This window comes from Roseateles depolymerans (assembly GCF_003387155.1).
Taxonomy (GTDB): Bacteria; Pseudomonadota; Gammaproteobacteria; order Burkholderiales; family Burkholderiaceae_C; genus Roseateles; species Roseateles depolymerans.
The window spans coordinates 34212-61198 of the sequence record NZ_QUMT01000008.1 but is presented as its reverse complement, the minus strand read 5'-3'; the positions used below and the strand labels follow the sequence as shown (position 1 = coordinate 61198).

20 protein-coding genes and 1 tRNA gene are annotated in these 26987 nt (G+C 67.1%); 6 read left to right on the top strand and 15 right to left on the bottom strand.

Annotated elements, in window-relative coordinates:
* Positions 1-42: 42 nt before the first annotated feature.
* Both ruvA and ruvB read left to right on the top strand, forming a co-directional pair.
* Positions 43-612 (top strand): Holliday junction branch migration protein RuvA, encoded by a 570-nt coding sequence (gene ruvA / locus DES44_RS23890; RefSeq protein ID WP_058936776.1) that lies wholly within the window; start codon positions 43-45, stop codon positions 610-612.
* A 38-nt stretch (positions 613-650) separates the two neighbouring features.
* Positions 651-1712 (top strand): Holliday junction branch migration DNA helicase RuvB, encoded by a 1062-nt coding sequence (gene ruvB / locus DES44_RS23885; RefSeq protein ID WP_058936777.1) that lies wholly within the window; start codon positions 651-653, stop codon positions 1710-1712.
* 148 nt (positions 1713-1860) lie between these two features.
* Here the strand turns inward: ruvB and DES44_RS23880 are convergent, their stop codons facing one another.
* The 5 genes from DES44_RS23880 to DES44_RS23860 all read right to left on the bottom strand — a co-directional run bounded on the left by DES44_RS23880 (position 1861) and on the right by DES44_RS23860 (position 7857).
* Positions 1861-2835 (bottom strand): porin, encoded by a 975-nt coding sequence (locus DES44_RS23880; RefSeq protein ID WP_058936778.1) that lies wholly within the window; start codon positions 2833-2835, stop codon positions 1861-1863.
* 471 nt (positions 2836-3306) lie between these two features.
* Positions 3307-3981 (bottom strand): histidine phosphatase family protein, encoded by a 675-nt coding sequence (locus DES44_RS23875; protein ID WP_058936779.1) that lies wholly within the window; start codon positions 3979-3981, stop codon positions 3307-3309.
* A complete protein-coding gene (locus DES44_RS23870; protein WP_058937651.1) occupies positions 3982-4305 on the bottom strand; it encodes a DUF1840 domain-containing protein in 324 nt (107 codons plus the stop codon).
* 49 nt (positions 4306-4354) lie between these two features.
* On the bottom strand, positions 4355-6577 hold the full coding sequence (locus tag DES44_RS23865) for a putative bifunctional diguanylate cyclase/phosphodiesterase (protein WP_232309860.1): 2223 nt from the start codon (positions 6575-6577) through the stop codon (positions 4355-4357).
* Entirely contained in the window at positions 6574-7857 is a 1284-nt protein-coding gene (locus DES44_RS23860; protein ID WP_058936780.1) for an HD-GYP domain-containing protein, read from the bottom strand. Before DES44_RS23860 ends, DES44_RS23865 begins: the two co-directional genes overlap by 4 nt.
* Positions 7858-8048: 191 nt before the next feature.
* Here DES44_RS23860 and pcaF point away from each other — a divergent pair, with 191 nt between their 5' ends.
* Complete coding sequence (gene pcaF / locus DES44_RS23855; protein ID WP_058936781.1) at positions 8049-9248, top strand: 3-oxoadipyl-CoA thiolase; 1200 nt, start codon at positions 8049-8051, stop codon at positions 9246-9248.
* 85 nt (positions 9249-9333) lie between these two features.
* Here the strand turns inward: pcaF and DES44_RS24890 are convergent, their stop codons facing one another.
* The gene (locus tag DES44_RS24890; protein ID WP_147307208.1) at positions 9334-9609 is read right to left on the bottom strand and encodes a hypothetical protein; all 276 of its coding nucleotides are present in this window, start codon (positions 9607-9609) and stop codon (positions 9334-9336) included.
* Between the two features lie 133 nt (positions 9610-9742).
* Between DES44_RS24890 and DES44_RS23850 the strand changes: the two genes are divergently transcribed.
* The gene (locus DES44_RS23850; RefSeq protein WP_058936782.1) at positions 9743-10576 is read left to right on the top strand and encodes an IclR family transcriptional regulator domain-containing protein; all 834 of its coding nucleotides are present in this window, start codon (positions 9743-9745) and stop codon (positions 10574-10576) included.
* A gap of 133 nt (positions 10577-10709) precedes the next feature.
* Here DES44_RS23850 and DES44_RS23845 read toward each other — a convergent pair whose 3' ends face one another.
* Positions 10710-12236 carry a 3-hydroxyacyl-CoA dehydrogenase gene (locus DES44_RS23845; RefSeq protein WP_058936783.1) on the bottom strand — a complete coding sequence of 509 codons (1527 nt, stop codon included), beginning with the start codon at positions 12234-12236 and terminating at the stop codon, positions 10710-10712.
* 200 nt (positions 12237-12436) lie between these two features.
* Entirely contained in the window at positions 12437-13234 is a 798-nt protein-coding gene (locus DES44_RS23840) for an enoyl-CoA hydratase-related protein (protein ID WP_232309861.1), read from the bottom strand.
* Between the two features lie 195 nt (positions 13235-13429).
* Between DES44_RS23840 and DES44_RS23835 the strand changes: the two genes are divergently transcribed.
* Positions 13430-15448: a M13 family metallopeptidase gene (locus DES44_RS23835; RefSeq protein WP_058936784.1), complete on the top strand. Its 2019-nt coding sequence runs from the start codon at positions 13430-13432 to the stop codon at positions 15446-15448.
* 145 nt (positions 15449-15593) lie between these two features.
* On the opposite strand, the gene DES44_RS23830 is transcribed toward DES44_RS23835, so the two are convergent.
* Both DES44_RS23830 and DES44_RS23825 read right to left on the bottom strand, forming a co-directional pair.
* On the bottom strand, positions 15594-16982 hold the full coding sequence (locus DES44_RS23830; RefSeq protein WP_232309862.1) for a GH1 family beta-glucosidase: 1389 nt from the start codon (positions 16980-16982) through the stop codon (positions 15594-15596).
* A gap of 107 nt (positions 16983-17089) precedes the next feature.
* Positions 17090-19564 carry a TonB-dependent receptor gene (locus tag DES44_RS23825; RefSeq protein WP_058936785.1) on the bottom strand — a complete coding sequence of 825 codons (2475 nt, stop codon included), beginning with the start codon at positions 19562-19564 and terminating at the stop codon, positions 17090-17092.
* A gap of 237 nt (positions 19565-19801) precedes the next feature.
* Between DES44_RS23825 and DES44_RS23820 the strand changes: the two genes are divergently transcribed.
* Positions 19802-21376 carry a tryptophan halogenase family protein gene (locus tag DES44_RS23820; protein WP_058936786.1) on the top strand — a complete coding sequence of 525 codons (1575 nt, stop codon included), beginning with the start codon at positions 19802-19804 and terminating at the stop codon, positions 21374-21376.
* A 72-nt stretch (positions 21377-21448) separates the two neighbouring features.
* On the opposite strand, the gene DES44_RS23815 is transcribed toward DES44_RS23820, so the two are convergent.
* The 5 genes from DES44_RS23815 to amaB form a co-directional block, all read right to left on the bottom strand.
* Positions 21449-22513, bottom strand: a complete 1065-nt coding sequence (locus DES44_RS23815; RefSeq protein WP_058936787.1) for a LacI family DNA-binding transcriptional regulator — start codon at positions 22511-22513, stop codon at positions 21449-21451.
* A 251-nt stretch (positions 22514-22764) separates the two neighbouring features.
* A tRNA-Leu gene (locus DES44_RS23810) sits at positions 22765-22849 on the bottom strand.
* Between the two features lie 125 nt (positions 22850-22974).
* Positions 22975-24384, bottom strand: a complete 1410-nt coding sequence (locus DES44_RS23805) for an FAD-binding oxidoreductase (protein WP_058936788.1) — start codon at positions 24382-24384, stop codon at positions 22975-22977.
* On the bottom strand, positions 24378-25481 hold the full coding sequence (locus DES44_RS23800; protein WP_083525912.1) for a 2-oxoadipate dioxygenase/decarboxylase family protein: 1104 nt from the start codon (positions 25479-25481) through the stop codon (positions 24378-24380). Before DES44_RS23800 ends, DES44_RS23805 begins: the two co-directional genes overlap by 7 nt.
* Positions 25474-26979, bottom strand: a complete 1506-nt coding sequence (gene amaB / locus DES44_RS23795; RefSeq protein ID WP_058936789.1) for an L-piperidine-6-carboxylate dehydrogenase — start codon at positions 26977-26979, stop codon at positions 25474-25476. Before amaB ends, DES44_RS23800 begins: the two co-directional genes overlap by 8 nt.
* Between the last annotated feature and the right edge of the window lie 8 nt (positions 26980-26987).

Below are 26987 nucleotides of genomic sequence, written 5' to 3'. Positions count from 1 at the left end.
TGATCCGCCGGGTCGCCACCGGTGCCAGCGGATAATGCCGACATGATCGGCAGACTCACTGGCGTCATCGCGGAAAAATCGCCCCCGCAGATCCTCATCGACGTTCAGGGCGTCGGCTATGAAGTCGACGTGCCGATGAGCACCTTCTTCAACCTGCCCGGCCTTGGCGAGCGGGCCAGCCTGCTGACCCACCTCTCCATCCGGGAAGATGCCCACGTCCTGTTCGGCTTCCTCACCGCCGAGGAACGCAACACCTTCCGCCTCTTGATCAAGATCAGCGGGGTCGGCCCGAAGATGGCGCTGTCGCTGCTGTCGGGCCTGTCGGTGCCGGAGCTGGCGCAGGCGGTGTCCCGCCAGGAAGCCGGCCGCCTGGTGAAGGTGCCGGGCATCGGCAAGAAGACGGCCGAGCGGTTGCTGCTGGAACTCAAGGGCAAGCTGGGCCCGGACCTGGCCTTGCCGGTCACCGTGGCCAACGATGCACAGGCCGACATCCTGCAAGCCCTTGTGGCCCTGGGCTACAGCGAGAAGGAAGCGGGCGCGGCGCTCAAGAGCCTGCCGCCGGACGTGTCGGTGAGCGACGGCATCAAGCTCGCCATGAAACATCTCTCCTGACGGCCTGACGCTGCGCAGCCGCCACAATCCTCTCCGTCATGAGCATCCAGACCGACGACTTCACCCCGGCGCCCCAGCAGGCGCGGCTGATCAGCGCCCATCCCACCTCGCCCAACGAGGATGCGATCGAACGCGCCCTGCGGCCCAAACTGCTGGACGAATATGTGGGCCAGGCCAAGGCGCGCGAGCAACTGGAGATCTTCATCGGCGCGGCCCGCAAGCGGGGCGAGGCACTGGACCATGTGCTTCTGTTCGGCCCGCCCGGGCTGGGCAAGACCACCCTGAGCCACATCATTGCCGCCGAGCTGGGCGTGAGCCTTCGCCAGACCAGCGGTCCGGTGCTGGAAAAGCCCAAGGACCTGGCGGCCATCCTCACCAATCTCGAACGCAATGACGTGCTGTTCATTGACGAGATCCACCGGCTCTCCCCGGTCGTCGAGGAAATCCTCTACCCCGCGCTGGAGGACTACCAGATCGACATCATGATCGGCGAGGGACCAGCCGCCCGCTCGATCAAGCTGGACCTGCAGCCCTTCACCCTGGTGGGCGCCACCACCCGTGCCGGCATGCTGACCAATCCGCTGCGGGATCGCTTCGGCATCGTGGCGCGGCTGGAGTTCTACACGGCGCAGGAGCTACAGCGCATCGTCACCCGGTCGGCCGCCCTGCTCGGCGCGCCGATCGAAGCGGCCGGCGCTCTGGAAGTGGCGCGGCGCTCGCGGGGCACGCCCCGCATCGCCAATCGGCTGCTGCGCCGCGTGCGCGACTATGCGGATGTGAAGGGCGACGGCACCATCACTCTTCCGATCGCCGAGAAGGCCCTGGCCATGCTGGATGTGGACCCGCAGGGCTTCGATCTGATGGACCGCAAGCTGCTCGAAGCGGTGGTGCACCGGTTTGACGGCGGCCCGGTGGGCCTGGACAACGTGGCGGCCGCGATCGGGGAAGAACCGGGCACCATCGAAGACGTGATCGAGCCCTATCTGATTCAGCAAGGTTTCCTGCAGCGCACCCCGCGGGGACGCATTGCCACGCTGGCCGCGTACCGGCACCTGGGGGTGGCACCACCGCGTCAGGCGGGACAGCTGTTCGACGAGTAGAAGACACCGGGCCCGTCTGCTCCGGTTGCCACATCGGCTCCGGCACTGCCCATGAAAAAAGGCGCCTCTTGCGAGGCGCCTTTCTTGTTTGAACTCCCGCTGAAGGGGCACCGGGCACCAGGCCCGGTTTCCCCATCAACAGCGGTGATCAGAAGTTGTGGCGAATGCCCACGGCGAACGAGTTGAAATCGTCGGCCTTGTTGGCGGTGGTCGCGTCGATCGCCGTGTAGAAGCCGTACACCTTGGTGCGCTTGCTCAGGTTGTAGTTGTAGCCCAGGGTGTACTGCTTGCCACCGTTGCGGCCACCGTTGAAGGAGTAGCCACCAGCCTTGGTGCCGCCCACGTTCAGGTGGAACTCAGACTGGCCCACGGTGTACATGCCGGACAGACGACCGATGGTGCGGGTTTCCTTGGCGCCGATCGACTGGGGAGTTCCGCTGTCTTCGCGCTGCACATAGCCGCCGAAGGTGAACGGGCCCAGTTCATACAGGGCGCGCACGGCGTATTGGTTGGCAGAGCCTTGCTTGGTGTAGCCAGCACCCAGGTGCAGAGGACCTTGGTCGTAGTTCAGCGCGACGTCATAAGCGCGCTTGTCCACGCCTTCACCCGCGTGCAGGGCGATTTCAGCATTGAAGCCTTGCAGGTTGGGAGTGAAGTAGGCGACCTTGTTGCTCTGCGGATTGCCGTTCGGGGTGAAGAAGCCCACGCCGGAATACAGGGCGTCCGACGAGGTGCCGGTGTCATGGTTGTGCATGGACACGTAGTCGGCGGTGGCGTAGTAGCTGCCGTTGGTCCAGCGGCCCAGGCGCACGGCGCCGAAGTCGCCCGCCAGTTGCACGCTGGCTTCACGGTTCCAGAACTGGGTGCCGCCGGTGGCCGCGCCGTTGTCGGCATTCAGGCCGTGTTCCAGCGCGAAGCTGGCCTTCAGGCCGCCGCCCAGGTCTTCCGTGCCCTTGAAGCCCAGCCGCGAAGCGTTGTTCTGCAGGACGGAGACGCGATCGCCGTTGCCGACCTTTTGCGACTCCATCGTGGTGTTGATACGTCCCCACAGCGTGACGGAGCTTTGGGCAAACGCCGGAGCGGACAGCGCCGCAACGGCAGCAGCAAGAGCAATCTTCTTCATATTCACCTTCATCTGTTGGAGAAAGTTGTCGCGAATGGCGCGAAGGGCGTACTGCAGAGTGTGCGCAGTATAGAAGTGCGTTGCACGCACCTCATACCTTGCGACGCGAAATTGCAACAGTTCTAGGCTAGGGAAATCAACAACTGACGAAAGCCATTCGAATCAGGGACTTGCACCCGGAAATGCCGATGAACACGGGCTTCCGGCGTTTCCGCCCATTGCATGTCAATGCCAACGATTGAATGCTGACTGCGCATTCGCCGACAAACCTGCGGATGAATCCCACCAAAGGGTGCGTTAGGGAAACCCCGGGGGCGCAGAGCAATCGGGGCCCTTGCCGGGGGTGGGGCGCCACTCGCGCGGCAGAGCGCCTGAGAACGCAGCAGCGCGCAAGACAGCGCAGAGAAGGAAGAACCCGCCACGCAACGCCGCGCCGCGCCGTGCCTTGCCGTGCGGAAGGCCGGTCTTCGCTCAGGCCCGGCTGGGCTCCGCGCGCGGCATGAAACCGGGCACGCCCGCATCGTCCAGGGCCAGCCCCTGCAGGTGGTGGTCGTCGTTCCAGCCCACCAGGCTGAACCCTTGCGGGGTGTGCAGCAGCCGGTTGATGCTGGCGTTGCCCAGCAGCCAGCTGCGCGGCGCCTGGAGGTCCACATGGGTGGCGGCGCGATAGAGGCAGTCCAGCACGCCGCCATGGGCCACCAGCGCAACCGTCTGCCCCGCATGCGCCAGGGCAATCGAGGAGGCGGCTTCGATGCAGCGGGCATAGAAGGTGGTGAGACTCTCCCCGCCCGGCGGCTCGAAGGTGGGGTCCCGCTGCTTCCAGCGCACCGCAGCCTCCGGATAGTCCGCCTCGATGTCGGCCCACAGGCGCCCTTCAAAGCGGCCAAAACTGCGTTCGCGCAGGCGCGGGTCGGTGTGGACCGGCAGCCCGTGCGCCGCTGCCACCGCCTTCGCGGTACTCAGGGCGCGGTCCAGGTCGCTGGCATACACGGCATCGATCGCCTGGTCCGCCAGGGCGGCCCCCAGGCGCCGGGCCTGGGCCTGCCCCATGTCATTGAGCGGCAGGTTCAGATGGCCTTGCAGGCGCCCTTCCCGGTTCCAGGCGGTTTCGCCATGACGAAGGGCAAAGACCAGCGTCGCGTCCACTCAGACGCCCCAGACCACATCGGTCTGCGAGGCCGATGCCGCCCGCATCAGCTCCAGCAGGGGCCACAGCCGCTGCCGCAGGGCCACTTCGGGCGCGGGAGGTGCCTTGCGGCCCTCGGCCTGCGCCTCGGCCTTGGCCCGTTCATGGGCCGCCTGCTCTTCCTCGATGGCGGCCTCGCCGCGCTGGATGAGCCCCGGCAGGTCCGCCGACTGGAAGATGCCCTGGGCCGACGGCTCGCGCCCCAGCACCTGCAGGGCCTGGTCGCCGTGCGGCTGCAGCATGATCACGTCCGCGCCGGCCTTGGATTTGAATTTGTACAGCACGCTGGTCTCCGTTCCGCCGGGCATGCGGCGGCCTACATGCATTGTGCCCTCAGGCGCCGCGCACCAGACGCACTGTCGGCTTGGAAGGGCCGGCCACCGGCTCGGCGGCGGACACGGGCACCGGCTTTGCCGACGCGTGCGCCGCCGGGGGCGTACCGATGGCGTCGGCCGGCTTGAAGCGATGCTCGAAGCTGCGCGGATCCAGCGCCGGCGCGCACAGGAAGCCCTGGTATTCCTGGCAGCCGCAGCGCGCCAGGAAGGCCAGTTGGTCCTCGGTCTCCACGCCCTCGGCGATGACCTGGAGCTTCAGCGCCCGCCCCATCTGCACGATGGCATTGACGATGCCCTCGTCGCTCGCATCGCCCGGCAGGCCCTTGACGAAGCTTCGGTCCACCTTCAGTCGCTGGATGGGGAAACGTTTGAGGTAGCCCAGGCTGGAATACCCGGTGCCGAAATCATCGATCGCCAGTTGCAGCCCCAGCTCGGACAGCGCCTGCATGCGGTGCAGCGCTTCGTCCGCGTCACGCAGCAGCACCGACTCGGTCAGCTCCAGCTCCAGCAGGTCTGGCGGCAGCTGTGCGGCGCGCAGGGTCTGAGCCACGGTGTCCACGAACTGCGGTTGCTGGAACTGCAGCGCCGAGACGTTGACGGCCACCGGCACCCGCAGGCCCTTCTTCAGCCAGTCGGCCGCCTGCGCCACCGCCTGCTGCAGCACCCATTGGCCGATGGCGATGATGAAGCCGCTTTCTTCCGCCACGGGGATGAACTCCGAAGGCGGCACATCGCCCCGATGCGGGTCCCGCCAGCGGATCAAGGCTTCCGCGCCGATCAGCGCGCCGCTGTCCACCGCGATCTGGGGCTGGAAGTGCAGCCGGAACTCGCCCTCCTGCAGCGCGCGCCGCATGGCATGGTCCAGCCGCATGCGCGAGAGCAGGTCCACATCCTTGCGAGGCTGGTGGAAACGGAAGGCACTGCGGCCGCTTTCCTTGACCCAGTGCATGGCCCGCTCGGCGCTGGCCAGCAGGTCGTCGGCGCTCGCACCGTCGCCGGGGAACAGCGCAATGCCGATGCTGCAGGTGACGGTGAAGCTCAGCGTGTCGAAGCTGAAGGGCCGCGACATCGCTTCCTGCACCCGGCGGGCCGCATGTTCGGCGCCCCGGGCATCGGCCTGGTGGATCAGCAGCGCGAATTCATCGCCGTCCAGCCGGGCCACGGTGTCCACTTCCCGCAGCGATTCCTTCAGCCGCACGGCCACTTCCTTGATGACGCGGTCGCCGTAGGAATGGCCGAGGGTGTCGTTGATCTGCTTGAAGCGGTCCAGGTCGACATTGAGCAGCGCAAACGGCGAGGCCTCGCGCCGGGCCATGGCCTGCGCATAGTCCACCCGCTCCAGCAGCGCGCGGCGGTTGGGCAGGCTGGTGAGCATGTCGTTGTGGGACAGCTCCTCGATGCGCTGGCGGGCCGCCAGTTTCTCGCTCAGGTCGCGGAAGGAATAGACCCGGCCAATTGGCCGTCCGCGGCTCCATTGCGGCAGCGAGACCCGCTCCATCACCCGCCCGTCGATCAGCTTGATGTTGTCGCTGGTGTGCAGCAGCGGGGATTCCTGGATGGCGGTCAGCCGCATCGCATAGCCCTGGCCGTCCACCACGCTGCGACGCATCCAGGCCTGCACCGCGTCGTCATTGCGTTCGTTGAGCAGGTCCTCGGGGATGCCCCACAGCGAGGCCAGCCGCTGGTTGAAGCTGCGGATGCGTCCGGCCAGGTCGGTCACCAGGATGCCGTCGGCGGTCGATTCCAGCGTGGCGCGCAGCTCGGCGAGCAGGGTTTCACGCTCCTCGTCGTGGTGGCGCTGCTGGGTCTGGTCCCGCATGGCCACCAGCCACAGGCCGTGTCCTTCGGGCTGCGGCACATGGCTGATGCGCCGGGACACCCACAGCATGCGGCCGTCGGCATGGCGCATCATGGTGTCGGTGTGCAGCGGCTCCCGGCGGCCGATGGCGGCGTCCATCCAGAACAGCGCATCTTCCGGCGTGGCCGCCAGCGACTCGATCTGGCTGCCGACCAGGTCCCGAGCGTCCAGGCCCAGCAAAGCCTGGGAGGCGGCGTTCACCGCCACCACCGCATGGGTGCGGGCACAGACCAGCCAGACCGCTTCCTGCAGGCCATCGATCAGGCGCAGGAAGGACGGGTTCAGGAGGACTGCCGGGGATACGAGGTCCGACGGGCCCTCCGGCGCCTGTGCGGCGCCGCGAGCAGGACGCACCGGTTTCACGCGGCCAGCTCCCGGGACTGCGACGGATTGGCGGGTTCGAAGAAGTAGGCGATACGGCCACGCGGCGACAGGTAGTCCATCGAGGCGCGAGGCAGTTGCTGCGGCTTGAGGCTGCGGCGGATGCCCAGGTCCGGCATCTCTTCCAGGTTCAACAGCAGGGCCTCGTCACGCGGCACCTTGGCGTCGTGCACCATGACCTTGGGCTTGAGCGGACGGGAGGAGTTCACCGCCACCACCAGCGCATAACGGTCGTCGGTCAACTGCACCGCCGAGCCAGGGGGATACACACCCATCATGCGGATGAAGGCATTGAGCATGGTGGCGTCGAAGCGGCTGCGCCCCTGCGCGAACATCAGCGACAGCGCCTCGTGCGGCGTCATGGCCTTGGCGGCGATCAGCGGATTGCACAGCCCGTCGAAGCGGTTCACCAAGGCGACGATGCGGGCCAGAATGCTCATCCGATCGGCATTGAGATGCTGCGGGAAGCCGCTGCCGTCCGCATGTTCATGATGCTGCGCGATGACCAGCAGCGGGGCGGCACTGACGCCCATCTTCTGCGCCAGCGCCACGCCCTTGGCCACGTGCTGCTGATAGGCCTGCACTTCGGCCACGGTGAAGCTCTCGTCACGATGGCGAAAGCGCGGGGTCAGCTCCAGCTTGCCCAGGTCGTGCAGCAGCGCGCCCTGGCCCAGGTCGGCCAGTTCCTCGTTGCCCAGGCCAAAGGCCCGGCCCAGCAGCATCGAGATGATGGCCACGTTCAGCGCATGGGCCGATGCCCGGTCGCCGGCGCCTTCATTGAGCAGGCGGATGTTGATGTCGCCCTCCACCAGCATCTTGTCCAGCAGCGCGCGGGACAGAGCGGCGGAGCGGTCCTTGGCATTCACCGGCTCGCGGGGCACCAGGTCCATCAATTCACGCAGGGCCGAGGCGGCTTCCGCATATTGACGCTCGCACAGCAGCAGGGCTTCCCGCTGCTGTGCCAACGCCAGACGGTGCTGGTCTTTTTCAGGGTCGTTGTCCGCGGCCGCGGCCGTGGGCGCGGCGGCCGGCGCAGGCACGGCCGGCATCGGGGCCGCTTCCAGCGGCAGGTCGCTGCGGCTGGGGCTCCAGCGCACCTGTTTGAGGCCCAGCCGGCGAAGGATCAGCAGTTGCTCTTCCGAGCTGAGCTTGAAACTGCTCAGCGGGAACGGGTGCGACATCCAGCCCAGGTCCAGGTGGATGAACATCCCCACCTTGAGCTGGCTGACATCGATCAACGGATCGGCCGACTTGTCCTTCATTTTGATTCCACAGGGTTTCCGCCCTCATCCGTGCTTCGGCTGGAGAGGGGCGGAAGTTAAGCCAATTTCGCGTCTGCAGCGCGACACGGCGGACGTTCCAACCGCTTGCGTGCAACTTGTCACAGCTTTTTCCCCTGCCCCCCTATGATCGTTCCCGACCCACCATTCTCATAAAGATTCCGGAGACTGTCATGTTTGCCTACATTTGTGACGCACAGCGGACGCCCTTTGGTCGCTATGCGGGCGCCCTTGCAACGGTTCGTGCGGATGATCTGGCTGCCGTGCCGATCCGGGCGCTCATCGCACGGCATCCGGGCCTGGACTGGAGCGCGGTGGATGACGTGCTGTATGGCTGCGCCAACCAGGCCGGCGAAGACAACCGAAACGTCGCCCGCATGGCCGCGCTGCTGGCGGGCCTTCCCGTGGACGTGCCCGGCATGACGCTCAACCGGCTCTGCGGCTCCGGCATGGATGCCGTGGGCACCGCCGCCCGGGCGCTGCGCAGCGGCGAGGCCCACTTGATGATCGCCGGTGGTGTGGAAAGCATGAGCCGCGCCCCCTTCGTCATGCCCAAGGCCGAGTCCGCTTTTTCGCGCAGCAGCGCGCTCTACGACACCACCATCGGCTGGCGCTTCGTGAATCCGCAGATGAAGGCGCAGTACGGCGTGGACGCGATGCCGGAGACCGCTGAAAACGTCGCCACCGACTTCGGCATCGAACGCGAAGCGCAGGACCGCATGGCCCTGGCCAGTCAGACCAAGGCCCTGGCGGCGCAGCGCAGCGGCTTCCTGGCCGAGGAGATCTGCCCGGTCACCCTGCCGCAGAAAAAGGGCGAGCCCATCGTCGTCAGCCAGGACGAGCATCCCCGGGAGACCAGCCTGGAGGCGCTGGCACGTCTGAAAGGCGTGGTGCGTCCCGACGGCAGCGTGACGGCGGGCAATGCCTCCGGCGTCAACGACGGGAGCGTGGCCCTGCTGATGGCCAGCGAAGAAGGGGTGCGACGCCATGGCCTGACGCCGCAGGCGCGGGTGCTGGGCATGGCCACGGCGGGCGTGCCACCGCGCATCATGGGCATCGGCCCGGCGCCGGCCAGCCGCAAGGTGCTGGCCCAGGTGGGCCTGACGCTGGCGCAGATGGACGTCATCGAGCTCAACGAGGCGTTTGCGGCGCAGGGGCTTGCCGTTCTGCGCGACCTGGGGCTGCAGGACGACGACCCCCGCGTCAATCCGAACGGCGGGGCCATTGCCCTGGGCCATCCGCTGGGGGCCAGCGGCGCGCGGCTGGTGGCCACCGCTGCCCACCAACTGCAGCGCACCGGGGGCCGGTATGCCCTGTGCACGATGTGCATCGGCGTCGGCCAGGGGATTGCGGTGGTCATCGAGCGGGTCTGAGCGGTCCAGAGCGACGCTGAGCGCGTCGCCTCACCCTTTCGGGGGGCGTTTGGGCGTCCCACGCGCAGCCGTACGCGTAAGCCAATCATGAGCAAAAGTCAGCGGACGCTGAAAAATTGTCATGACAACGGTCCCATTCGGGGAAGCGGTAATCGCACATCGCATGGGATACTGACGGCGTCTGGTGGCGCATACCGCTCATATATGAGCGGCATGACCACTTTTCATAGGTCCCCCTCGTCATTTCTTGTTGCCAATCGCCCGTCACCTGCCCGCTCCTGCGCCCTGATTTGCGATTGCCGCCCTTGATCACCCATTTCGTGTGGGTGCCGGGCGCATATCGTCTTGAAATCACCAGCATGGTGCATGTTCGTGCGGATAGCGTTGGAAACAATGGCCCTGGCAAAGATACTTCACAGGGTTGTCCCTATAGTGACGGGCATCTCCTGCCCACGCCCAGCAGATTTGGGCGTTAAACGCACAAACGGTTTACCATGTCCGCTGAACGCTCCCTAGACGACGAACTGACCGCTGCGGTCATTCCCGACGCCCCCACGGAAGAAGTCCGTACCGGCCCGCTGAAGCGGGATCTGGTGGCCGGCCTCGAAAAGGGCCTGGCCGTCATCGAGGCTTTCGACCAGGAACGTCCGCGCCTGACCATCAGTGAAGTGGCCGGCCGCACGGGCCTGACCCGCGCCGCCGCCCGCCGTTACCTGCTGACGCTGACCCACCTGGGCTTCGTCTCCCAGGACCGCAAGATGTTTGCCCTGACCCCCAAGGTGCTGCGCCTGGGCCAGAGCTACATGCACTCCGCCCGTCTGCCGCGCATCATCGAGCCCGAGCTGCACAAGCTGGCCTATGCGATGAAGGAAGCCAGCTCGGCCGGCGTGCTGGACGGCAATGACGTGATCTGCATCTCGGCCACCAGCGCCGGCCGCGTCGTGTCGCCCACGCTGCAACCTGGCACCCGCGTGCCGGCTTACTGCACCGCCAACGGCCGCGTGCTGCTGGCCGCCCAGTCGCAAGCCGATGTGGATGCCTTCATCGCCCGCCAGGAACTCAACGCCCTGACGCCGCACACCATCACCCATCCGGAGCGCCTGCGCATCGAGATCGCCCGCGCCCGCGCCCAGGGTTATGCGCTGATCGACCAGGAACTGGAACAGGGCCTGCGTTCGGTGAGCGTGCCGCTGAAGAACTACAAGGGCGACACCGTCGCCGCGATGGCCATCAGCGTGCATGCCTCGCGCATGAGCATGGAACAGATGGTCGAGCACTGCCTGCCGCCGCTGCTGCAGGCTCAGGCTCACCTGCGCATGCTGCTCTGAACGGCGCACCGCGCCTTCGATCAACGCCGCCGCGGTTCGCCGCCGCGGCGTTTTTCTTTGGGGCGCGTGCTGCGTTCCGACGCCAGCGGTCAGCGTCGCGGTCAGCGGTCAGCCTCAGCCTCAGCCTCGACCGTCAGGCAGCCCAGAGCCGATGCTTCAGCAGCGGGCTCACCCGATAGCGCTCGCTGCGGTAACTGGTGAACAGCCCCTCCAGCAGTTGCACAACGGTGGGCGCACCCAGTTGCTCCAGCCATTCGAACGGGCCGGCCGGATAGTTCACGCCCAGCTTCATCGCCGTGTCGGCGGCCGGCGCGTCGCAGACTCCCTGCCAGACCGCATCGGCCGCTTCGTTGACCAGCATGGCAATCGTGCGGGCCACCACCAGTCCGGGGATGTCCCGCAGGGTCAGCAGCTCCCAGCCCAGATGGCGAAGCAGCTCAGCGGCCATCGCCTGCTGGGCCTCGGTCACCTTCGGTCCGAACGCGACGGCCAGACCGTCCGCCCGGTCCGGCGCCACCGGCCAGTCCATCACGGCCAGGGCCGGCTGCTGCCGATGGTGGGCCAGTTCTGCAGCGCAGCGGCCGTCGGTCAGGTGCAGCTCCAGGCCTTCCAGCGCCAGCCCCTGCCAGCCCGCCTCGGGTGCCGTCGCCACCGTCAGCCCCCGATGGGCCAGCCAGCCGGCCAGATGCTCGACCAGCGGGCCCTGGCCACAGAGCGTCACGGCGGGCGCCGGGGTCGTGGGGACGGGGACTGGAGGCGCGGCCTGCGGCACCCCCTCATAAAACCCCTTGCCGACCTTGCGCCCCAACCGGCCGCCATCCACCAGCGCCCGCTGGACCAGGGACGGCTGGAAGCGCTTGTCGCCGAAGTTCGCCTCGAACACCGACTGGGTCACCAGCGCATTGGTGTCGTGGCCGATCAGGTCCATCAGCTCGCACGGGCCCATGCGAAAGCCGGCCCCGCGCAGCGCGCGGTCCACCACCGCGGGGGTGGCCCCCTGCTCCTGCAGGACCTGAAGGCTCTCGGCGTAATACGGCCGTGCAATCCGGTTCACGATGAAACCGGGCGTGGACTTCGCATGCACCGGCGTCTTGTTCCAGCGCCGGGCCAGGGCGTCGATGGCCTGGGCAGCGTCCGGGTCGGTTTCGGCGCCCCACACCACCTCCACCAGCTTCATCAGCGGCACCGGATTGAAGAAGTGCATGCCCACCAGCCGCTGCGGCGTGGTCATGCCGTTGGCCAGGGCGGTGATGCTGATGGACGAGGTGTTCGACGCAATCAGCGCGTCCGCCGGCAGCAGCGTGTCGAGCGCCTTGAGCAGCGCCTGCTTCGGTGCCAGTTGCTCGATGATCACTTCCACCACCAGCGCTGCGTCGGCCAGGTCGTCCACGGAGGCGGCCGGACGCAGACGCGCCATCACCGCCGTACGTTCCTCGTCCGCCATCCGGCCCTTGCTGACCAGCGCGGCCAGGGCCTGCCCGATCTTGTCGATCGCCGCTTGCGCTGCGCCCTCCCGCAGGTCCATCAGTTGCACCGGATGCCCGGCCTGGGCCGCCACCTGGGCGATGCCGGCGCCCATCACGCCGGCGCCGATCACCGCGACCGGAGCGTCCGCAGGGGCGGCGGTCGTGATTCGCCAGGGCTTGTGTGCTGCTGTCATTGCATGTCTCCTCAGCGGCCTCCCATCGGGGGGGCCTTTCAACTCGGTCATCGTGGAACGCGCCGGCAGCGCCGGGCCGGGCCCGAGGCGTCCGGGTCGCCGGTCGGTCCGGCCCTGACGGGTCCTTCCAGCAGGGCGTCAAGCCCCACGGCGTCAGGTCCTCGGGACGGTCTCCGTCCTGAGTGCTCAGCCCCGACTGCTCAGTCCTTCGTCGGCGGCGGCACCCACGGCGCCGGCTGCTTGGCCAGGAAGGCCGCAAAGCCGTCCCGGGCTTCCGCGCCGGTGCGCACCCGGGCAATGGTCTGGGCCGTCAGCTCCCGCACCTGCGGCGTGATCGGGCCGACCGACAGCTGCGTCATCAGCCGCTTGATCTCCGTCTGGGCTTGCGGGCCGCCGGCCAGCAGGTCGTGGATGCACGCCTGCACGGCGGCCTCCAGCGCATCCGGCGACACCACCTGCTGCACCAGGCCCAGCTGCAGCGCCTCCTGCGCGCCGATGCGGCTGGCGGTCAGCGCGAGGCGACGGGCATGCCGCGGTCCCACCGCATTCACCACATAAGGGCCGATCACCGACGGCAGGATGCCAAAGCGCGCCTCGCTGACCGCAAACTGCGCCCCTTCGGACGCAATCGCCAGGTCGCAGGCCAGCGTCAACCCAACCCCGCCGCCCAGCGCCACGCCGTGCACCTGGGCCACGGTCGGCTTGGGGCAGCGGGCCAGCCCGTCGAGCATGGCGGCAAACTTGCGGGCATCCTCCAGGTTCCAGTCCTGTGAGGCTTCGGCGGCGCGTTTCATCCACTGGATGTCGGCGCCGGCGCTGAAGGCCTTGCCCTGCCCCGCCAGCACGACCACCCGCACCGTGGGGTCCTGCCCCAGCCGGTCGAAGGCGTCGGTCAGCTCGGCAATCATGGCCTCGTTGAAGGCGTTGAACACCTCCGGCCGGTTCATCAGCACCCGGGCCACGCCGCGGGCATCGGTTGTGATCTGCAGTGTCTCCACACATTCTCCTGGCTCTGCCGGGGGGCGGCGCGCAGCGCGCGACCGGCTCCGGCGGTCCTGTTGTGTCCCAAGTATCGCAGTGCGGCCGGCGCCCTCCCCTGCAACTGCGGGACTCATGGCTTTTGGCAGACCCTGTCTTTTGGCATAGGCTGGAAGTTCCGCCGGGCTTGCCCGCACTCCTTTCATGCGCTTGTGATGAAAAAAGCCATCCGTCTGACCCTGCTGGCGACCGCGATGCAGTTCGCCGCCCTTGCCATGGCCGCTCCTCCGCAGTCGGGCCTGGACCTGTCCGGCGCGGACAAGACCGCCCGCCCGCAGGACGACCTCTTCCTGGCCGCCAATGGCCACTGGCTCGCCCACACCGTCATCCCGAACGACAAGTCGTCTTTCGGCGCCTTCACCGTGCTGGCCGACATGACGGACAAGCGGGTGCGCAGCATCGCCGAGGAACTGGCCGCCAAGAAGGCCAAGACCGGCAATGACCAGAAGATTGGCGACTACTACAAGGCCTTCCTGGACACCGCCGCAATCGACAAGGCGGGCCTGGCCCCGCTGCGCCCGATGCTCGACAGCATCAACGCCATCCAATCCCGCGAGCAACTGGCCGCCTGGATGGGCAAGGCCAGCGGCGTCGTCAACACGCCGGTGGGCCTGGACATCGAGGCCGACTATGCCGAGCCGGGCACCAACCGTCTGCAGGCAGGCCAGGCCGGCCTGGGTCTGCCGGACCGGGATTACTACCTGAAGAAGGACGACGAACGTCTGGCCAAGGCACTGGGCGCCTACAGCAACTATCTCGAGACCCTTGCCCGCCACGCCGGCCTGAAGGATCCGGCCGACGCCGCCCGGCGTGTGCTGGCGCTGGAGCGCAGTCTGGCGGAGGTGCAGTGGGACAAGGTGGACCTGCGCGAACCGACCAAGGTCTACAACCCCATGACGCCGGACGAACTGGCCGCCAAGGCGCCCGGCTTCGACTGGAAGGCCTACCTCGCCGCCGCCTCGCTGCCGCAACTGGACAAGCTGGTGGTGCTGCAGCCGAGTTACTTCACCGCGGCGGCCAAGCTGCTGGGTGACGCCTCGCTGGACGACTGGAAGCTCTACCTGACCCTGCACACCCTGGACAACCATGCCGAGGTGCTGCCCAAGCCCTTCCGCGAGGCGCATTTCGCGTTCCACGGCCGGGCGCTGAGCGGCCTGAAGACCGAGCAGGCGCGCTGGCAGAAGGGCGTGGACCAGGTCAACGCCGCGCTGGGCGAGGCCGTGGGCCAGGAGTACGTGAAGCGCTACTTCCCCGCCGCCGACAAGGCCCGCATGCTGGACCTGGTCAACAACCTGCTGGCCGCCTACAAGACCTCGATCGACGGCCTGAGCTGGATGACGCCCGCCACCAAGGCGCAGGCGCAGGACAAGCTGTCCAAGTACATGATCAAGATCGCGTACCCGGACACCTGGCGCGACTACAGCAAGCTGGAGGTGCGGGCCGGTGACGCGCTGGGCAACGACACCCGCGCCGCGCAGTTCGAATGGCAACGCAAGGCCGCCATGGCCAGCAAGCCGGTGGACCGCCGCGACTGGCTGATGACGCCGCAGACCGTCAATGCCTACTACAACCCCACGATGAACGAGATCGTGTTCCCGGCCGCCATCCTGCAGCCGCCCTTCTACAACCCGAAGGCGGATGATGCGGTGAACTACGGCGCCATCGGCGCGGTCATCGGCCACGAGATCAGCCACGGCTTCGACGACCAGGGCAGCCAGTTCGACGGCAACGGCGCGCTGCGCAACTGGTGGACCGACGAAGACCGCAAGGCCTTCGACGCGATCGGTGCGCGCCTGGTGGCGCAGTACGACGGCTACGAGCCCATCCCCGGCAAGCATGTGAACGGCAAGCTGACCCTGGGCGAGAACATTGCCGACCTCTCCGGCCTGCAGATCGCCTACAAGGCCTACCTGCGCTCGCTGGGGGGCAAACCGTCGCCAGTGATCGATGGCTACACCGGTGAGCAGCGCTTCTTCATGGGCTGGGCGCAGGCCTGGCGCCAGAAGACCCGCGAAGAGCGCGAGCTGACGCTGCTGACGGTGGACCCGCACTCGCCGCCGGCCTTCCGGGCCAATGGCGCTGCGGTGAACCACGACGGCTTCCATGACGCCTTCAAGACCCGCCAGGGCGACAAGATGTACAAGGCGCCGGAAGACCGTATCCGCATCTGGTGAGGACCTTGGCCCGGGCGGGGCGCATGAGCGCGGCCCGGGCGTCCCGCCAAAAGAAGGGGCCTCGCGATCCGCATGGATGGCGAGGCCCCTTTGTTTGGGTGAAGCTCAGCGCATCAGCGCATCAGCGCATCAGCGCTGCCGCCCCTCACGGCTGCCGGTATTGCCGGATCACGTCGCGATACCAGTGCGCGCTGTCCTTGGCCAGCCGCTGCTGCGTCGCATAGTCGACGTGGAACAGGCCGAAGCGCTTGAGGTAGCCGGAGTTCCATTCGAAGTTGTCCAGCAGGCTCCAGTAGAAGTAGCCGCGGACATCCGCCCCCAGCGCCACCGCCTGCGCCAGCGCCGAGAGATGGCTGCGCAGATAGGCGATGCGCTCCTTGTCCGGCACCGTTCCGTTCACCACGCTGTCGGCATTGGCCATGCCGTTCTCGGTGATGTAGAGCGGCGGCGGCGTGTACTCGCGGGTAATGCGCAGCAGATGCTGGGTCAGCGCCTGCGGATAGATCTCCCAGCCCATGTCGGTGAAGCCGAGTTCCCCGGGTGGGGCCACGGCCGGCTGCTGGGTACTGATGAAGCTGCGGGTGTAGAAGTTCACCCCCAGGAAGTCCAGCGGCTGCTGGATCAGTGCCAGGTCACCCGGCTGGATCTTGGGTGCATCGGCGCCCAGGTATTCGATGACATCGGCCGGATACTGGCCGCGGAAGACCGGGTCCATGTACCAGCGGGTGCTCAGGCCATCATCGATGCGGGCCGCGCGGCGGTCCGCCTCCAGCAGCGGCTCGGCCGGGAAGGACGGGGTGAAATTCAGCACGATGCCCAGCTCCGCCTTGGACCCGACCGCCCGCATCGCCTGGATGGCCGCGCCGTGCGCCATCAGCAGATGGTGCGACACCTGCGCTGCTTCCGCCCGGCTGGTGTGGCCGGGTGCGAACTGCGCGGTCTCGTAGCCCAGCGTCGCGGAGCACCAGGGTTCATTGAGGGTGGCAATGCTGCCCAGCCGGTCGCCGAAGCGACGCGCCACCTCGGCGGCGTAGTCAGCAAACAGCGGCACGACATCGCGGGAGAGCCAGCCGCCGATGCCGTCGTCCAGCGCCTGCGGCAGGTCCCAGTGATAGAGCGTGGCATGCGGACGGATGCCCGCTTCCAGCAGCTTGTCGATCAGCCGGTCATAAAAGGCAAAGCCGGCTTCATTCCATGCGCCGCGGCCCAGCGGCTGCACGCGGGGCCAGGCGAAGGAGAAGCGGTAGGCGTCCAGGCCCAGCCACTTCATAAGGTCCACATCCTCCCCGTAGCGGTGATAGTGGTCGCAGGCGACGTCGATGTTGGAAGCGTCCTTGATGCGGCCGGGCTGGGCGCAAAAACGGTCCCAGATCGACTCGCCCTTGCCGTCCTCGCGGGCGGCGCCCTCGATCTGCGCGGCGCTGGTGGCCGAGCCCCACTGGAAGCCGGCGGGCAGGGTCGCAATCAGGTCGCGGATGAGGGCGGTATCGGTCGCGGGCGTGGCGTCGGAAGGCTGCATGGTCTTTCTGTTCATGGCGGAGTCAAAGGCAGGGAGCGGCACGGCCCGCCATCGCCCTCAAGCAAGGCGGTGCTGTGCAGGAGAAACAAGGACGGACCGGACACGCTCCCTTCACCAGCCCGTCAGAAGTTGTAGCCCGCGTTCAGGCCGAAGGTGCGCGGTGCGGCGTATTGCGCCACCCAGATCGGGTTGGCGTAGCTGCCGGCACTGCCTGCACTGGTCTTGATCTTTTCGTCGCTCACGTTGCGGACGTAGAGGTCGGCATACCAGTTGCGCTTCGAGCTGTAGCGGACCGCGATGTCGGCCGTCGAATACGCCTTCTGGCGGTCTCCGTCGCCGAGGTTGAACACCGACAACCAGTTCGCGCTCTGGTAGTGGAAGCTGATGCGCGGTGCCACGGCATCCCCGTTGGACAACGGAATGTTGTGCTCATACATGAGCTGCAGCGCCACCTTGGGGGCATGGGGCAGTTCATTGCCGGTCACGTTCACGCAGTTGCCGCCCAGCGTTGCATCGAAGCAGGCCGGCAGGGCGTAGTCGTTGGAGGACGCCACCAGCTGTCCCAGCTTCGTCTTGGTGTAGCTGGCGCTGAACTGCAGCTTGTCGTCCGGCGTGATCAGCACGGCGGTTTCCAGCTCCAGGCCGGAGACCTTCGCACCTTCGGCATTGCTGTAGGCGAACTGGCGGTTGCCGTTGACGATGACCGGGGCGCTGAACTGGAAGTCCTTGAACTTCATGTGATAGGCGCTGGCATTGAAGGTCATGCGCCCGTCCCACAGCGTGGCCTTGTAGCCGACTTCGTAGTTGGTCAGCGTCTCGGGGCCGTACGGCAGGCCGCCGTCACCCGTGCCGCCGGACTTGTAGCCGGTGGAGACGCTGCCGTAGACCATGGTGGTCTTGTTCAGGTCATATGCCGCGCGGGCCAGCCAGGTGGTCTTGTTGCCGGTGTAGTGGGCATCGTTGATGTTGCCCGCGGTGTAGCCGTTGGCAGGGATCGTCGGGTCCACCGATGGATTCAGCGGAATCTGTGGCGCTGCCGCATTGCCCGCCCAGAACCAGCCACGGCCGCCCTTGTTCTTGCGGTCGTCATGGGTGTAGCGCAGGCCGCCGGTCACGTGGAAGGCTTCGGTCAGGTTCCAGGTCGCCTGGCCAAAGGCGGCGGTGGAGTCCACCGTTTCCTTGGGCTGGATGAAGGAACCCTGCCAGTTCACGGTGCCCTGCTGGGTACCGTTCATGATGGGGATGTCGAAGCGGATGCCGTTGTCTTCCGCGGCGTAGTACAGGCCCAGCACCCAGTCGATGGTCTGACGCTCATTGCTTTGCAGCGTCACTTCATGGCTGTGGCTGGTGTACTTGCTCCACACCGTGTTGTCGGCCTGTTGCGGGCCGCCGGTGGTGAAGCTGGTGGGCACGTTGACGCCGAAGTCCTGGTCGTAGGTGCCCGATCCCTTGAAGTGGGTGTAGCCCGCCACATAGGCCAGGGCCATGCCGCCCAGGTCGTACTCCAGGCGGCTGCGGATGGAGGTGGAGTCCCGCTTGAGCGAGGGCGCGGTGTCGATCAGGGCCGACCAGAACTTCTCACCTTCGCGAGGCGTCTGCATCAGGCTCATCGACGGTGTGCCGCGGTCGGCGAACTGCTCCAGGGACACGTCCCAGCGCAGCTTGTCGCTGGGCTTGACCAGGAAGCTCAGGCGCGCCGCGGTCTGGTTCTGGGCGTTGTACTTGTCGCCGCCCTGGACGAACAGGCTGGTGTTGATCGGCTGGAAACCGACGGCCGTGCCGCCGCCGGCCACGTAGGCCGCATAGGCCGCCTGCTGCGACGCCAGGGAGATGTTGGGAGGACGCTGGTAGGAGACGTAGCCGTCATGCTGCTCATGGGCAAAGGCCACGCGCGCCGCGACCGTGTCGCCCAGCGGGATGTTGACCGCGCCCTTGATGCCCATGCGGGCATAGTTGCCGACGCCGCCTTCGACATAGCCGGAGGTGTCGCGCAGCACCGGCTTGGCCGTCTTCATGTTGATGGTGCCGACGGTGGAGTTGCGGCCCCACAGCGTGCCTTGCGGGCCGCGCAGCACTTCGATGCCGTCCAGGTCGAACAGCATGGTGGCGGCGCCTTCCGGACGCGGCGCAAACACGCCGTCCACGAACAGGGCAACTTCCGGGTCGGCATATTCGGTCTTGGCGCTGTCGTTGCCAATGCCGCGCAGTGTGATGCTGACGATGCCGTGGTCCCCCTGGCCAGTGCCCTGCATGCTGGGCACCAGATTGAAGACGTCAAGCATGCTCTTCACATGGTTGTCTTCCAGGGTCTGGGCATTGATGGCGGTCACCGAGACCGGGGTCTTTTGCAGCGAGGTGGCACGCTTGGTGGCCGTCACCAGCACTTGCGGCAGGGCCTGCTTGCCGTCGGCGGTGGTGGTGGCGGTGCCGCTCTGCGGCGCGGTGTCCTGCTGCGGCGCTGCCTGGGCGACAGTTTGTGATGCCGGCGTTTCGGAGGCCTGCTGGGCCTGCACAGTCCCCGCCATCAAGGCGAGCACGGCGAGTTGGACGGGGGTGACCAGCCCGATGGCGGGCCTGCGGGACGAAGCTGATGTCATGTTGTCTCCTGGGTGGCTCTGAAAGCTCTTGAACGTTGTTCTTGTCGTTTGCAGGCATCCTAGGCAATCGCTGACAACGTTGTCAACGGGAAGATTGACATCGTTGTCATTTCGGGCACTATCATTTACCCGTAGTGGGTCCCGTGATCGAAGAGCGGCCGCAGAGCCGATGGACACGGGCCTGCCGCTCGACTGATGCCTTTGCACAACACAGCACAAACACGGAGACACCTCGGCATGAAGGCGATTGAAGACATTCTGATTGTTGGGGGTGGGACAGCCGGATGGCTGACAGCCGCCTTCCTCGCCCAGCAACTGGGCACCGCGCACGGCGGCGTCCGGATCACGCTGGTGGAGTCCAGCGACATCGGCATCATCGGCGTGGGGGAAGGGACGTTTCCCTCGATCCGGGGGACGCTGTCGGCGATCGGCATCTCCGAATCGCGGTTCCTGCAGGCTTGTTCCGCCACCTTCAAACAGGGGGTGCAGTTCAATGACTGGGTGCGCCCGCCGGTGAACGACCGCGGACCTGGGGAATCCGGTCGCGATCACTACTTCCACCCCTTCAGCCTGCCCAGCCAGCGTCCCGGTGCGCCAGAGCTGCTGCCCTACTGGCTGATGGGCGAGGCCGGGCCGGACCGGGCATTCGCCGAGGCGGTGACGCTGCAAAAGGCCGTGGTCGATGCACGCCACGGGCCCAAGCGCCCCACCGACGGCGACTACCTGGGTGCGCTGAACTACGCCTATCACTTCGACGCTGGACGCTTTGCCGGCTTGCTGGCCGAACAGGCGCAGTCGCTGGGCGTGAAGCGGGTGATTGCCACAGTGGACCAGGTGGAGCTCGACGAGCAGGGCGCCATTGCGGCTGTCGTGACTCGGGAGGCTGGCGTGCTGCGCGCCGGGCTTTATGTGGATTGCAGCGGCTTTCATGCGCGGCTGATCGGGCAGGCGCTCGGCTCGTCGTTCACCTCGCTGAACGACGTGCTGTTTGTCGATCGCGCGCTGGCAATGCAGGTGCCGTATGCGCGGCCGGATGCGCCCATTGCGTCCTGCACCTTGTCCACCGCGCAGCGCAATGGCTGGATCTGGGACATCGGGCTGCAGGAGCGCCGCGGCATCGGGCATGTCTACAGCAGTCGCCATACGGATGACGAGCAGGCGGAGCGGGAGCTGCGCCGCTATATCGGCCCGGCCTCAGACGCGCTGAGTCCGCGCAAGCTCACGCTCAATGTCGGGTATCGCGAGACCCAATGGGTGAAGAACTGCGTGGCGGTGGGGCTGTCCGGCGGCTTCCTGGAGCCGCTGGAATCGTCCGGCATCGGGTTGATTGAGACCGCGGCCTATCTGATTGCGCAGCTGTTTCCGTTCGATGGGGACACGGCGCCGGTGGCACGACATTTCAACCGCTTCATGGCCGAGCGGTATGCCCGCATCGTGGACTTCATCAAACTGCACTATGCGCTGACGAAGCGTCGGGACACGGCCTTCTGGCGCGACAACGCAGATCCGGCCACGCATCCGGACAGCCTGAAGGACAAGCTGGCCATGTGGCGCCAGCGGCCGCCGCAGCGGCTGGACTTCATCACCGATGTGGAGATGTATTTGCCGGCAAGTTGGCAGTATGTGCTCTACGGCATGGAATACGAGACGCAGCTGGACGCGGCACGCGCGCCGCTGCAGCGGGCAGAGGATGCGCGCAAGGAGTTCGGCATGATCGCGCAGCTGGGGCAGCATGCGGTGCGGGATCTGCCTCGGCATCGGGATCTGATTGAGACGATGCTCAGTCGGGCTGGGTTGAAGATGGCGGCGTGAATCGGCGGTTCAGCGGTTCAGCAGATTGACGCCGGAGAGCATCACTGCACCGCAGCACCGCTGTGTCGCAGCTCAGGACGCCTTGCGCGCGCGGGTCGGCTTGTCCACCGAGGCCGCCGTTGAATCGCGGACGATCAGCTCATGCTTGAGCACCCGGTGCTGCCCCCCAGCACCGCCCTCCTGAGCAGCCCCCTCCCCGCCCCGGGTCCCAACCAGCAGGTCCACGGCCGCACGCGCCATCTCATCCATCGGCTGACGCACCGTCGTCAACGGTGGCCAGACTCGTGCGGCGGCAGGTGTGTCGTCAAAGCCGGCAATCGACAGGTCACCCGGCACTTCCAGGCCCAGGCGCTGCGCCGCCACCAGCACACCCAGCGCCATTTCGTCATTGCTGGCAAACACCGCCGTGGGGCGCTGGCGCCGGCTCAGCAATTGATAGGCCGCCTCCACGCCCGTTGGGAAGGTGAAGTCGCCCTGCACCACCATGTCCTTGTCCAATGCAATGCCGTGGGCCTTGAGCGCGGCGGCATACCCCTGGTAGCGGCGCTTGGACGCCACCTGGTCGCGCGCGCCCTTGATGATGGCGATGCGCTGGTGGCCCAGGCTGATCAATAGGTTGGTGATCTCTTCCGCCGCATGCACATCGTCCATGCGGACACTCGGATGCTCGGGGTTGTCGGCCGCCGGGGAGATCAGCACACAAGGGGTCTGGCTGTCGCGCAGGGCTTGCAGCACTTGAGGGTTGTCGCACAGCGGCGGCGTGAGGATCATGCCGTCCGGCCGCAGCGCAGAGACCATGCGGTCCACCTGCATCGGCAGGTCGGGGGCGTCGTTGTGCAGGGATTCGACCACCAGGTGATAGCCGGCCTCGCGGCAGCGCAGCGTGGCGCCTTGCTGGACGCCGCCGACAAAGGCCGCGCTGGGGTCGTAGTAGAGCAGCCCAATCAGGAAGGACCGCCCACCCGCCAAGCTCCGGGCGGATTGCTTGGGCCGGTAATTGAGACGGGCCATGACCCGCTCCACCTGCTCCCGCGTCTCGGCATGCACGCCTGCCTCACGATTCACGACGCGGGAGACAGTCTTGATCGACACCCCCGCCTCACGGGCGACGTCGATGATGGTGGCGGGTTTGGGCATGCGGGGATTTTGGCGCAATGCCGGGGGTTCGTGCGCGGGGGTGGGGGGCTCGGTACGGGGGGCGGGTTGGAGCGCTGGGGGGAGGCCGCTCGTCCGTGCACTGCGTTGGAGGACTCGGTCACGCAAGCGCGACCCCGGTTTGGACCTCACGGTCCAAACCATTCGAGTCCTCGCGTGATGTCCACTGGACATCACTTCCTGGGCGTCAGAATGGGAAAAGGGGTCAGCTTTCGCTGACCCCTTTTCAGATTTGGTGCCCAGGAGAGGACTCGAACCTCCACGGAGTTACCCGCTAGTACCTGAAACTAGTGCGTCTACCAATTCCGCCACCTGGGCTTTCAGGATTTATTCACCACTCGCCACCCTCAACAACCACCGCTATTTGTCTAGCGGCACTTGTTTCTTGCGTCGATCAGCGAAGAATTAGACTTTAGCACAGGTTCAATGGTTGGCAAGCGTTTTTATCCGCCCCAATGCGTGCTTCCCAATCGACCGTGCGGATCAAAGAGAACTTGTACGCGCTTCGCCCATTCCAGGGTCGCGGGCGAGACCTGGCGCCAGTGGGCCGCATAGGCCTGCTGCAATTGAGGCCCCACCCCATGCTCGGCACTGATGGATCCGCCGTGCGCCGCCACCAGCCGGTACAAGCCTTCCCGCAGGGCCAGCTCTTGCGCAGGCGCCAGCGGTCCCGCCTCCGTCGGCCACACCATGTTGAAGTGCATGCCGCCATCCCCCAGGTGACCGAAATCCGCCAGGCGCATTTGCGGGTGATGCAGCGCGAGCCAGGCGGAGCCCTCCTCGCGAAACACCATGAAGGCCCGGCGCGGCAAGGACAGATCGAGCCCGATGACCTTGCCCTGCGCCCGCAACCCTTCGCTGATGCGATGCCGCAGGCCCCAGATGGCCTCGTCGGCATCCAGCACGGCATCGGCCACCCGGCCGCTTTCGAATTCGGACTCCAGCCAGCCCTGCAACAGGCCGTTCAGGTCCAGCTGCTCTGCGGGCAACTCACTGCTGAGCTCGATCAGCAGCGCGTAGTCGGGCAGCGTCCCACTGAACCAGCGAGACGGATCCTGCCCGTGCAGTCCGGCCTCCAGGGCGGCGCGGCTGATGCCTTCGAAGGCAGAGACCAGCACACCCCATCGCTGCATCACCGTCTGGTAGAGCGGAAACACCGGCCCCAGCCCGCTTGGTGCCACCAGCGCCACGGCCCGCTGACGCGGCAACGGGCTGAGCTTGAGCGTCGCTTCGGTGATCACCCCCAGGCTGCCGGACGACCCGATGAACAGATGGCCCAGCGCCAGGGCCGAGTTGTCCTTCTGCAGACCCTGGCCACAACGCAGCACCTGACCGGCCGGCTCCGCCAGCACCACCTCCAGGCCCAGCGTGTTGGCCCGCACATCCCCGTATCGCAACATCCGCGTGCCGCCCGTGTTGTGCGCGAGCATGCCGCCAATGCTGGGGTCGGCACTCAGGTCCACCGGGAACCAGAGTCCGTGTTCGGCCAGACGCTCATTCAGCTCCGACAACCGGAACCCCGCGGACAGCCGCACCGTGCGGTCCAGCAGATCCAGTTCGAACACCTGCTTGAGCCGTTCGGTGCTCAGCAGCAGGTCTCGCGAGGCGTCGGTGGGGGTACCCGCGCGCACGAGCCCCGTATGCGCCCCCTGCGCAATGACACGGGCGCCATGCTCGGCCGCCAGCGTCATCAGCGCGGAAACTTCCGTCACCGTGGCGGGACGCACCATGCCCGCGGCCTGGCCCGCGCCATAACGCGCCGGCTGCAGATACCGGGCTTCGATGCCGTCGCCGGCCTGCACCTGCGCATCGCCGCACAGGCCGCGGGCCTGTGCCAGCAAGGCGCTCAGCATGCAGGCGCCTCGTCCGCAGCCGCCTGGCCCGCTGTCTGACCTGCTGCCTGGCCCGCCGTCATCTTGAAGATGCCGGTGGCATTGCCAGCGTCAAAGGCCAGGTCCAGGGCGGTCGAGCCCGGCAACGGTTCGCGCTGGATGAACTCGTGAAAGCTGCCCGGGACTTCGAGCATCACCCGCTGCCCACGGTCATGGAATTCACGCATCACCCGCGCCGCGCGGAAAGCGGTCTGGCGCACCCGGCCGGTGGCCGAGGTTTCGATGCTGTCCTTCACCGGCCGGCCCAGATCGCGCTGGGCCTGCGCCACGGCGGCTACATCGGCCACGCGGTCCGTCGCATGGTTGAACGCATTGCCTTCCGTCGAGATCCAGGCCATCTCGGCCGACTCGCTCAGCAGGGCCTGATAGTCGTCCGCCTCGAACAGGCCATGGTGGCGAGCAAAGCAGGCGATCAGATGCGGCAGCAGCACTTCGGCGGACGCCCGCGGCAACTGACGGTCTCGCGCCAGCTGTTCCAGCAGCGCCAGGTCCGACGGAGACAGCGGGTCTTGCGAAGTCGCCAGCACGCGGGTCACCGTCGCCTGGAAGGCGTCGGAGAAGCGCTCCGGATGCAGCTCCGACACGAAGTACTGGGCGATGTCCTCCGGCAGATCCGCATGTCGCCACGCACGGCCGGTCATCTTCAGCTTCGTCAGCGGATAGGTGGCGGCCAGCTCGAAGCCCAGGGGCCGCAGCACCCGGGTGATCGAGGCCTCCCCGGGCGGCAGCGCACCGCTGGGCCAGGCCACGGTGCGCAAGGCGCCGTGGTCAAACACCAGCCGCTGGCCGGCCCGCTGCAGGTCCGCCACATAGGCCGAGGCCATCGGCACACGGCGCGTGACGTCCAGGAACAGCGCCATGTTCAGCGCCTGCGCCAGTTCCGCACGGCTCACCGTCTCGCTCACCGGACGCAGCAGCGCCGGCACCACGTCGAGCTGGGCAAACGCCTGACGGGCCGGGACCTCGCCCAGGGCCACCGTCAGCAGTCGATACACCCCGCTGGTTTCGAAGGCCGTGCCCGTGGCAGGAACGGCCGCGCCGGTGCTGATCTCAGACATCGAACTTCACACCCTGCGCCAGCGGCAGCTCGCGCGAATAGTTGACGGTGTTGGTGGTGCGGCGCATGTAGGCCTTCCACGCATCCGAGCCGGACTCGCGTCCACCGCCGGTTTCCTTCTCGCCGCCAAAGGCGCCGCCGATTTCCGCACCGGACGTGCCGATGTTGACGTTGGCGATGCCGCAGTCCGAGCCGGTGGCGCTGACAAAGGTCTCGGCCTCACGGATGTCGTTGGTGAAGATGGCCGAGGACAGCCCTTGCGGGACGTCGTTCTGCAGGGCAATGGCTTCGTCCAGCGTCTTGTACTTCAGCGTGTAGAGAATGGGCGCGAAGGTTTCCTGACGCACCACCTCGGTCTGCGCCGGCATGCGGACCAGCGCGGGGACCGCATACCAGGCTTCCGGATACCGCGAGGCCAGCGCACGTTCACCGCCGGTCACCTCACCGCCCTGCTCGCGCGCGGCAGCCAGGGCCGACTGCATGGCGTCAAAGGCGGCCTTGTCGATCAGCGGGCCAATGAGATTGCCGGCTTCGATCGGGCTGCCGATCTTGAGCTGGGCCCGGGCGCGCTCCAGTCGCTGGACCAGCTCGTCGTGGATGGACTCATGCGCAATGACGCGCCGGGTGGTCGTGCAACGCTGACCGGCCGTGCCGTAGGCGCCGAACAGGATGCCGCGCACGGCCAGGTCCAGGTCGGCGCTGGGCGTGACGATGATGGCGTTGTTGCCGCCCAGCTCCAGCAGGCAGCGGCCAAAGCGCGCCGCCACGCGAGGACCGACGGCGCGACCCATCCGGGTGGACCCGGTCGCCGAGACCAGCGCGACGCGGGAGTCGTCCACCAGCGCTTCGCCGACGGCCGCGCCGCCGATCACCACCTGGGACAGATGGTCCGGCGCGCCTGCATAGCGGGCCACCGCCTTGTTGAACAGCGCCTGGGTGGCCAGGGCGGTCAGCGGCGTCTTCTCGCTGGGTTTCCAGACGCAGGTGTCGCCGCAGACCAGGGCCAGCGCCGAGTTCCACGCCCACACCGCCACCGGGAAGTTGAACGCCGAAATGATGCCGACCACGCCCAAGGGCAGGTACTGCTCCATCATGCGGTGGCCGGGCCGCTCGCTGGCGATGGTCAGGCCGTGGAGCTGGCGGGACAGACCGACCGCGAAATCGCAGATGTCGATCATCTCCTGCACTTCGCCCTCGCCTTCGCTGGTCACCTTGCCGGCTTCCAGCGACACGAGACGGGCCAGGTTCGCCTTGTGGGCGCGCAGTTCCTCGCCGAACAGGCGCACCAGCTCACCGCGCTTGGGCGCGGGCACCTGGCGCCAGGCCAGGAAAGCGGTGTGGGCACGGGCCACGGCGTCGGTCATGGCCGCGCCGCTGGCTTCCGTCACCGCGCCGATGACGGCGCCGTCAATCGGGCTGCGGACGGTGAGGGAGCCGCCGGTGTAGGCGGTGGCGGGCACGCCCAGGGCGGCCAGCAGGTCGGTGCTTGTGATGCTCATGGCGCGAT

Coding starts and splice junctions, on each gene's coding strand:
- ruvA (WP_058936776.1), top strand. CDS start 43: ATGATCGGCAGACTCACTGGCGTCATCGCGGAAAAATCGCCCCCGCAG.
- ruvB (WP_058936777.1), top strand. CDS start 651: ATGAGCATCCAGACCGACGACTTCACCCCGGCGCCCCAGCAGGCGCGG.
- DES44_RS23880 (WP_058936778.1), bottom strand. CDS start 2,835: ATGAAGAAGATTGCTCTTGCTGCTGCCGTTGCGGCGCTGTCCGCTCCG.
- DES44_RS23860 (WP_058936780.1), bottom strand. CDS start 7,857: ATGAAGGACAAGTCGGCCGATCCGTTGATCGATGTCAGCCAGCTCAAG.
- pcaF (WP_058936781.1), top strand. CDS start 8,049: ATGTTTGCCTACATTTGTGACGCACAGCGGACGCCCTTTGGTCGCTAT.
- DES44_RS24890 (WP_147307208.1), bottom strand. CDS start 9,609: ATGCTGGTGATTTCAAGACGATATGCGCCCGGCACCCACACGAAATGG.
- DES44_RS23850 (WP_058936782.1), top strand. CDS start 9,743: ATGTCCGCTGAACGCTCCCTAGACGACGAACTGACCGCTGCGGTCATT.
- DES44_RS23845 (WP_058936783.1), bottom strand. CDS start 12,236: ATGACAGCAGCACACAAGCCCTGGCGAATCACGACCGCCGCCCCTGCG.
- DES44_RS23835 (WP_058936784.1), top strand. CDS start 13,430: ATGAAAAAAGCCATCCGTCTGACCCTGCTGGCGACCGCGATGCAGTTC.
- DES44_RS23830 (WP_232309862.1), bottom strand. CDS start 16,982: ATGAACAGAAAGACCATGCAGCCTTCCGACGCCACGCCCGCGACCGAT.
- DES44_RS23825 (WP_058936785.1), bottom strand. CDS start 19,564: ATGACATCAGCTTCGTCCCGCAGGCCCGCCATCGGGCTGGTCACCCCC.
- DES44_RS23820 (WP_058936786.1), top strand. CDS start 19,802: ATGAAGGCGATTGAAGACATTCTGATTGTTGGGGGTGGGACAGCCGGA.
- DES44_RS23815 (WP_058936787.1), bottom strand. CDS start 22,513: ATGCCCAAACCCGCCACCATCATCGACGTCGCCCGTGAGGCGGGGGTG.
- DES44_RS23805 (WP_058936788.1), bottom strand. CDS start 24,384: ATGCTGAGCGCCTTGCTGGCACAGGCCCGCGGCCTGTGCGGCGATGCG.
- DES44_RS23800 (WP_083525912.1), bottom strand. CDS start 25,481: ATGTCTGAGATCAGCACCGGCGCGGCCGTTCCTGCCACGGGCACGGCC.
- amaB (WP_058936789.1), bottom strand. CDS start 26,979: ATGAGCATCACAAGCACCGACCTGCTGGCCGCCCTGGGCGTGCCCGCC.